Consider the following 8,389-nt stretch of genomic DNA (forward strand, 5'->3'; position numbering starts at 1 on the left):
AGAGCATCATGGATCACGTTTTGAAGAAGTACTGCCCCAGGATCGAATTCGACTCCTACGAGGACTTTGCGGAGAACTTCAAGATCGAAGTGCCGGAGGCCTTCAACTTCGGCTTCGACGTGGTAGACGAGTGGGCCGAGGTAGAGCCCGATAAGCGCGCCCTGCTGTGGTGCAACGACGCCGGCGAAGAGCGCGTTTTCACCTTCACCGACATCAAGAAGCTGTCCAACCAGGCCGCCAACGCCTTCGCCGATCTAGGCATCGGCAAAGGCGACGTGGTCATGTGCATCCTGCGCCGTCGCTGGGAGTACTGGGTGTGCGCCGTGGCCCTGTGCAAGCTGGGTGCCACCATCATTCCGGCGTCGCTGCAGCTGACGAAGAAGGACGTGGCCTATCGCGTGAACAGTGCCGATGTGAAGGCTATTGTGGCCGTGAACGACGACTACGTGTGCAGCCAAGTAGAGCAGGCCATGCCCGAGTGCCCCTCCATTTTGGCGAAGTTCATTGTGGACGGCTCCCGCGAGGGCTGGATCGATTTCGACCAACTCATCGCCGGGTTCCCCGACACCTTCGAGCGTCCCACGGGCGAGGCCGGCGTCACCTCGAAGGACATCATGCTCATGTACTTCACCAGCGGCACCACAGGTAACCCCAAGGCGGTGGAGCACAACTTCGCCCATCCGCTGGGACATATCATCACGGCCAGGTACTGGCAGCAGGTGCGCGAGAACGAGCTGCATATGACCGTCACCGATTCCGGTTGGGCTAAGTTCGGCTGGGGCAAGATCTACGGACAGTGGATTTCCGGCGCCACCATCTTCGCCTACGACATGGATAAATTCGTGCCCACGAAGCTGCTGCAGAAGATCCAGGACTACCAGCTCTCCACGTTCTGCGCGCCGCCCACCATGTACCGCTTCATGCTCCAGGAGGACGTAGAGTCCTACGATCTGTCCAGCGTGAAGAACTTCGCCACGGCCGGCGAGCCGCTGAACGCCGAGGTGACCATTCAGTGGGAGCGCCTGACGGGCAAGAAGATCCGCGAGGGCTTCGGCCAGACGGAGGGCCCGGTGCTGCTGGCCACCTTCCCGTGGCTCGAGCCGCGCCCCGGATCCATGGGCAAGCCGTCGCCGCTGCTCAACGTGAAGCTGCTCGACGACGATGGTCGCGAGGTGGAGGACGGCGAAGAGGGCGCTATTTGCGTTACCGGCCTGAAGGAGGCCTATCCTCCCGGTTTGTTCGTGGGCTACTACAAGAACCCCGAGCGTACGGAAGAGGCCGTGGGAGGGGAGTACTACAACCTTCACGACCTGGCATGGCGCGACTCCGACGGCTACTGCTTCTTTGTGGGTCGCGACGACGACGTCATCAAGTGCTCCGGCTACCGCATCGGACCTTTCGAAGTGGAGAGCGCCCTGGTGGAGCACCCGGCCGTTATCGAGTGCGCCGTAACGGCCGCCCCCGACCCCATCCGAGGCAAAGTGGTGAAGGCCACCGTGGTGCTGGCCAAGGGCTACGAGGGCACCGAGGCGCTCACGCGCGAGCTGCAGGAGCACGTGAAGAAGACCACGGCTCCCTATAAGTACCCGCGCATCATCGAGTACACCGACGAGCTGCCCAAGACCATCGGCGGTAAAATCAAGCGCAAGCTGATCCGTCAAACCGACGGTGTGATGGACTAACGCGCATTTTCTGCGCTAGAGTGTTACCCATGGGCCCCGTTTCGACGGGGTCCATTCTTTTTGCGACGATATGTCAATTGCGCCGGGATGAACAATTAAATACAAGCCTCTCAGAACCGTTTGCCGAACAAGGTTCTGATTTAAGGGAAAAATCGCCCTAATGGGTGACGTTTCTGCTGACCTTTTATGGAAATTCAGTTATTATAGGTTCGAGGCACATCCAAGGGCTTTTATGCGTGCAAGCAAATCCCTTGGTGGCGGATCTGCTGGGGAGGGCCGATCCGACTGCCTCGCAAGAAGGAGGCGCGATGGCGTCTGAAGTCCCAAGCTGGAAGGATGGATGTATGACGGAAGAAGAGAAGGCCGAGGTAGCTGCTCCCGATACCGCTGCGGCCGCGGAGCAGGCTCCCAAGGCAAAGAAAAAGGGCAAGAAGAAGTGGCCCATCATCGTCGGCGTTGTTGTCGCCGTCGTAGTGGTGGCCGGCGCCGGTTTCTGGGTCTGGCATGAGCAGCCCAGCTTCTGCAACGCCATTTGCCACACCCCCATGGATGCCTATCTGCCCACCTACGAGGCTGAGGTCGATATGGCTTCCACCGACAAGTGGGGCAACGAGGTCACCAACGCCAGCGCTATGATGGCTCCGCTGCATCGCGCTCAGAACGGTGACACCTGCCTGTCCTGCCATGTTCCTACTCTGAGCGAGCAGATTTCCGAGGGCATGTCCTGGATCTCCGGTAACTACGAGGTCTGGCATACCCAGACGGGCCTGATGGTGCCGCCCGAGCGCACCCTGGCCGAGCTCACCGAGGCTCGCGGCATTCCGGCCGACGAGTTCTGCCTCAACGAGGCCTGCCACAACATGACCCGCGACGATCTGGCCAAGGCCACGTCCGACATGAAGCGCAACCCCCATGTGGCCCAGCATGGCACCGTCGAGTGCAGCGAGTGCCACAAGGCTCACCGCGCGTCGGTGAACTACTGCTCCAGCTGCCACAACGATGCTGAGATTCCCGACGGCTGGATCACCGCCGCCGAGAACAAGACGCTGTTGAAGCAGGTGCAGGAGGGCGAATAGGTCTTAACTGACCAATGCTTTTCCTTGAGGGCCGTCCGTTTGGGCGGCCCTCTTGCTATATTACGTATCGGGTTTTCTAACGTTTGGTAACGTTGGGGTTTCTGGTTTTCTTTCTGAGGAATCAAGTCATCAAATCGGTTCAGTATGGAGTCAGTCAACTGGCGCAGCCCCTATGACCGCGCCCTGAAAGGAGTGGACCGATGGAGCTGAAAGATTCCCAGTCCTGGAAGAACATTGAGGCGGCCCTCGACTTGGAGTGCCGTGCCTATTGCGAGTACACCTTCTATGGCCAGCAGGCTGCTAAGGACGGCTACACGCAGATCTCTGAGATCTTCAACGAGACCGCCGGCAACGAGCTGCATCATGCCAAGCTGCTGTTCAAGAAGCTGCATGACGGCGCTGTGCCGCATACCATGGACAATCTGAAGGCCGCCAAGGCCTCCGAGGAAGCTGAGGGCGTTGATGCCTATCAGAAGTTCGCTGCCGACGCTCGCGAGGAGGGCTTCGTTGACCTGGCCAACTGGTTCGAGATGCTGGCGAAGATCGAGCTTACTCACGAGGAGCGCTTCCAGGCGTTGATGGATCGCATCAACAACGACGAGGTCTTCCGTCGCAACGAGGTCAAGGTGTGGGTGTGCACCGTGTGCGGCCATATCCATATCGGCACCGAGCCGCCGGAGCGCTGCCCCGTGTGCGATCATCCCCAGGGTCACTTCGAGATTCGTGCCGAGAACTACTAAGTGATTGTTCCGTTCGTCCTAACTAGACGAACAAGCTCTGTTGATACAGCGGGCCTGGTAGGTAACTGCCAGGCCCGTTTTGTTGTTTTGGGGCCTTGCCTATGTTTTCCGCCGTGCCCGTTCGCGGAAATAATTGAATATTTCATTTATGGGGGTTGCAAGTCATCGTTGCGCGTCCTATATTGAGCACGTCCTTTAAATGCGGTACAGAGAGGCCGACAAGGTAACTACATCAGCGCACTGAACGCCCACGGTTCACGCAGGCGCAAAGCGCGAAGAAGCAGAAGCCTTTGTCAGTCGACAGGGCTTTATTTTTTGCCCTGCGACGGCAAGAGGGAGTCGTGAAAACTCGGCGCGGCTTCCCGGCACTAGTCTGTACGCACGATCCTTGAACGAAGGGAGTGTGTATGAACGACGAGAGCAAGGTCAAGTCGATCTGCATGGATGCAGACGACATCGAGCGAGCGGTGACGCGTATGGCGCACCAGATCCTCGAGGCCAACAAGGGGGCCGAGAACATCGCGCTCGTGGGCATTGTGACCCGCGGCGATCTTCTGGCAAAGATGCTGGCCCACAAGATTCAGGAAATCGAAGGGGTGGAGGTGCCCCTCGGCAAGCTGGATATCAGCTTCTACCGCGACGATTTCGCCACCCATTTTGCCCCGGAGGTTCACTCCACCGACATCCCGTTCTCCATCGACGGCAAGGTAGTCGTCCTGGTCGACGATGTGCTGTACACGGGCCGCACCATTCGCGCCGCCCTCGACGCCCTCATGGACATCGGGCGCCCCGCCGCCGTCGAGCTGGCCGTACTGGTCGACCGCGGCCATCGCGAGCTGCCCATTCGCGCCGATTTCGTCGGCAAGAACGTGCCCTCCTCCTCCAGCGAGAACGTGCGCCTGTTCCTCGAAGAGGTTGACGGCGTCTCCGCCGTGGAAATTCTCGACATCGAGCCGGGCCAGCGCGCCGGCGCCGCCGCCCTCAAGAACAATGGAGGTGAATAGGGCATGGCCTTCGATCACAAGCATCTTATCGACATCACTGAGTACTCGGCCGATGACATCATGACCATTCTGGAAACGGCGAAGACCTTTAAGCAGGTCAACGAGCGTCGCATCAAGAAGGTGCCCACGCTCAAGGGCTTCACCGTGGTGAACATGTTCAACGAGCCGTCCACCCGTACGCGCTCCTCCTTCGAGATTGCCGAGAAGCGCCTGTCCGCCGACTCGCTGAACTTCGGCGGCTCCTCCACGGCCACGGTAAAGGGCGAGAGCCTCGTGGACACGGTGAAGACGCTCTGCTCCTACAAGATCGACTGCATCGTGGTGCGCGACCGCTGGGCCGGCGTGCCGCGTAAGATCGCCGATGTGTCCGGTGTGTCGGTTATCGATGCCGGCGACGGCAAGCATCAACATCCCACGCAGGCGCTGCTCGACCTGTACTCCATCTGGGAGGAGAAGGGCGATCTCAATGGCCTGCACGTGGGCGTCGTGGGCGACATCAGCCACTCCCGTGTGTGCGGCTCGCTCATTCCCGCGCTGAAGATCATGGGCTGCGAGGTAACGGTCATCGCACCGCCGACGCTTTTGCCCGCCCGCCCCGACATCCTCGGTGCCGATCACGTGACCAGCAACTTCGACGAGGCCCTGCCCGAGCTGGACGTGGTGTACATGCTGCGCATCCAGCGCGAGCGCTTCGAGGGCGCGCCCTATCCGAACCTGCGCGAGTACAACCTGCTCTACGGCCTCACCCAGGAGCGCGACCGCCTCATGAAACCCGATGCCACCATCTGCCATCCGGGCCCCATCAACCGCGGCGTGGAGCTGGACAGCTTCATGGCCGATCATCCGAAGCGCTCCATCATTCTCGATCAAGTTTACGCCGGCGTGCTCGTGCGCATGGCTGCCCTGTATCTGCTCTTAGGAGGTAGCAACGATGGCATTGATGCTTAAGAACGCACACCTGATCGACCCGCAGATCGGTCTTGACGAGGTAGCCGACATTCTCATCCGCGATGGCAAGATCGTCGAGGTAGGTCACAACCTCACCATGGAGAAGGGTGAGGAGCGCGACCTGACCGGCAAGATCATCACACCCGGCCTGGTAGACCTGCATGTGCACTTCCGCGATCCGGGTCAGGAGCAGAAGGAGGACATCGCCTCCGGTACGCGCGCAGCGGCCCATGGCGGCTTCACCGCCGTGTGTACGATGCCCAACACCTCGCCGGTGGTGGACGACGCTGTGGCCGTGGAGTACGTGAAGGCCCGCGCCGCTGCAGTAGGGAAGTGCCGCGTGGTGGTTTCCGGTGCCTGCTCGAAGGACCTCAAGGGCGAGGTGCTCTCGGACATGGGCGACATGTACCTGCACGGCGCGCCGGTGTTCACCGACGACGGTCACGGCATCCAGGATGCCGGTATGATGCGCCGCGTCATGGACTATGCCAAGCAGTTCGACACCGTTATCATGGCTCACTGCCAGGATGATTCCCTGGTGGGCGACGGCCAGGTGAACGAGGGCGTGGCCAGCACCCGTCTGGGTATGGTGGGTTGGCCCGCCGAGGGCGAAGAGCTGGAAATTGCCCGTGACATCGCTCTGTGCCGCCTGACCGGCTGCCCGCTGCACATCCAGCACATCACCACCAAGCGCGGCCTGGATCTGGTGGCTGCGGCCAAGGCCGAGGGCCTGCCCGTCACCTGCGAGGTAACCCCGCACCACATGTTCCTCACCGAGGACGATATCACGGCCGAGTACCAGACCGCGCTCAAGGTGAACCCGCCGCTGCGCACCGCCGAGGATGCCGCCGCGCTCATCGAGGGCCTGAAGAACGGCATCATCGACGCCATCGTCACCGACCACGCGCCCCATACCGACTGGGAGAAGGACCGCGAGTTCGAGCTGGCGCCCTTCGGCATGACCGGCCTGGAAACCTCGCTGTCCCTGGTGCTCACCCACCTGGTGCGCGCCGGCGTTATCGACTACGGTCGCATGGTGCAGGCCATGGCGGTGGCACCCCGCGAGATCCTGCGCCAGGAGCCGGTGAAGATCGAGGCTGGCAGCACGGCCGACCTCACCGTCATCGACCCCGAGGCCGAATGGACCGTTGAAGTGGGCGACTTCTACTCGAAGGCCAACAACTCCGGCTTCATCGGCGCCAAGCTGACGGGCCGCGCCACCGACACCTACGTCGGCGGCTACGCCACCATGCAGGACGGCGTCGTGGTCGACGGCGGCACTATTTAGAAGCACTATCTGGAAGCACTATCTAGAGACAGCGCCATCGAGCGCAAGCTGGCAGCGCTAAATCTACAGGCATCATCACGCCCCGGGCAATCCGCTCGGGGCGTATCTGTTTCGAGGAGATTATCGCCGCGAGAAGATGGTCGTCTCGAGAAGATTGTCGTCTCAAGAAGATTGGTGCTTCGAGAAGAGCGCTGTTATTGCCTTATGGTCAAATTACCTTCGAAGCGGGGCTTTTGTTTGAAAAATGAGTTTTAAGGTCAAAAGTGCTTCAAAGCGGGGCTTTTGCAGCCGAGTTAATGGCTAACAATTGCGATTTTCCCAGGTCAGAGTAATTCATGCTTTTAGACACAGGCCAATTAGACGGCATTTTCCATCGTGACGCGAACCAAAGCATCAACTTCGATCGATTTTCGACCTTAGTCGTCTCATTTCAAACAAAAGCCCCGCCTCGACCGTTATTTGACCAAAAACAGACATCCATCTTCGCCTGCTATTTGCCCAGTTGCAGAAACCCAGTCTCAAATCCCCTTACCCCTTCGTAACGAGGGGCTGTCGCGGGGAGAACGGGTGCATAGCGGTTTCGTCGAGTAAGCCACGGCTCACTACAATGAAGGCACGGGGAAGCGCCGAAACACTCAGCTCTCAATGCTGCAGAATGTCGAAATCGGGCCGATCCCCGCAAAGGTGAAACCGCCGCCTGAGGACGTTTGGGGTCCCAGGCGATAAGCGAAAGGATCTTTTATGGCATTCCTTACTCGACGCACTTTTATGGGGCTCATGGGCGTGGCGGCACTTACTCCCGTGCTTGGCGGATGCTCTTCCGAACAACCCGCAACGGCCCAGGAGGGCAACCAGTCGACCGATGCGAGCGCGAACGCCAACGGCATGCGCACCGTGGACACCGACAAGGGACAGGTTGAGATTCCTGCCAATCCGCAGACCATTGTTTCCGATTACTATTTGGGCGAACTGCTAGCCGTAGATGTAAAGCCGGTCATCGCCTCGCCTTACGCGCTGAACAACCCGTTCCTCGCCGGCATGTGCGACGGCATCGAGGAGCTGAACACGGTTTCTGCCGAAACTTCGCTGGAGATGATTGCCGAGAAGCAGCCCGACCTTATCATCACCATCACCGAGGCCGACTACGACAAGTACTCCAAGATCGCGCCCACCGTCTACATCCAAGACGGCAAGCGCAGCGACGAGGATCTGTTCCGCTACATCGCCTCGCTCGTGAACAAGGAGGAAGCCGCCGAGGCCTACATCAACGAGTTCAACGACAAGGTGGCCATGGTGAAAGACGAAATGGTATCCATCGTGGGCGACCGTACCGTATCCATCCTGGAGGTGTGGCCGCAGGAGATCTATACCATGGGCAGCCGTTTCGCCCGCGGCGGCTCCATCCTCTACGACATGTGGGGCCTGAAGGCGCCCGAGCCCATCCAGTCCACCATGGTGGACGGCGACGAGACCTACAAGGTCATCTCCGTGGAGGCGCTGCCCGACTACGCCGGCGACTTCATCCTCTACGGTGTGCTGGATGGCGCCGACAGTGCCTACGTGGACGACTCGAAGCTGTGGCAGAACCTGCCGGCCGTGAAGGCCGACCGCGTGCTGCCCTACGAGCAGGTGGCCTTCATGCACCGCGACC

General features: G+C 60.2%; 7 protein-coding genes. All 7 read left to right on the forward strand.

Annotation, left to right across the window (positions count from 1 at the left end; translation table 11 throughout):
* Positions 1-8: 8 nt before the first annotated feature.
* Positions 9-1,682, forward strand: a complete 1,674-nt coding sequence (locus tag QZ307_RS05680; protein WP_295997067.1) for an AMP-binding protein — start codon at positions 9-11, stop codon at positions 1,680-1,682.
* 344 nt (positions 1,683-2,026) lie between these two features.
* Complete coding sequence (locus QZ307_RS05685) at positions 2,027-2,758, forward strand: cytochrome c3 family protein (RefSeq protein WP_295997071.1); 732 nt, start codon at positions 2,027-2,029, stop codon at positions 2,756-2,758.
* 200 nt (positions 2,759-2,958) lie between these two features.
* Positions 2,959-3,498, forward strand: coding sequence for a rubrerythrin family protein (locus QZ307_RS05690; protein WP_295997074.1), 540 nt, complete (start codon positions 2,959-2,961; stop codon positions 3,496-3,498).
* A 407-nt stretch (positions 3,499-3,905) separates the two neighbouring features.
* Positions 3,906-4,502, forward strand: a complete 597-nt coding sequence (pyrR, locus tag QZ307_RS05695; protein WP_295997076.1) for a bifunctional pyr operon transcriptional regulator/uracil phosphoribosyltransferase PyrR — start codon at positions 3,906-3,908, stop codon at positions 4,500-4,502.
* Between the two features lie 3 nt (positions 4,503-4,505).
* A complete protein-coding gene (locus QZ307_RS05700) occupies positions 4,506-5,450 on the forward strand; it encodes an aspartate carbamoyltransferase catalytic subunit (protein ID WP_295997079.1) in 945 nt (314 codons plus the stop codon).
* A complete protein-coding gene (locus QZ307_RS05705; RefSeq protein ID WP_295997081.1) occupies positions 5,434-6,738 on the forward strand; it encodes a dihydroorotase in 1,305 nt (434 codons plus the stop codon). Before QZ307_RS05700 ends, QZ307_RS05705 begins: the two co-directional genes overlap by 17 nt.
* 741 nt (positions 6,739-7,479) lie before the next feature.
* A partial coding sequence (locus QZ307_RS05710; RefSeq protein WP_295997084.1) for an ABC transporter substrate-binding protein occupies positions 7,480-8,389 on the forward strand: 910 nt, incomplete at its 3' end.

Origin of the sequence: uncultured Adlercreutzia sp., assembly GCA_910585575.1 — a bacterium.
Classification (GTDB): Bacteria; Actinomycetota; Coriobacteriia; order Coriobacteriales; family Eggerthellaceae; genus Adlercreutzia.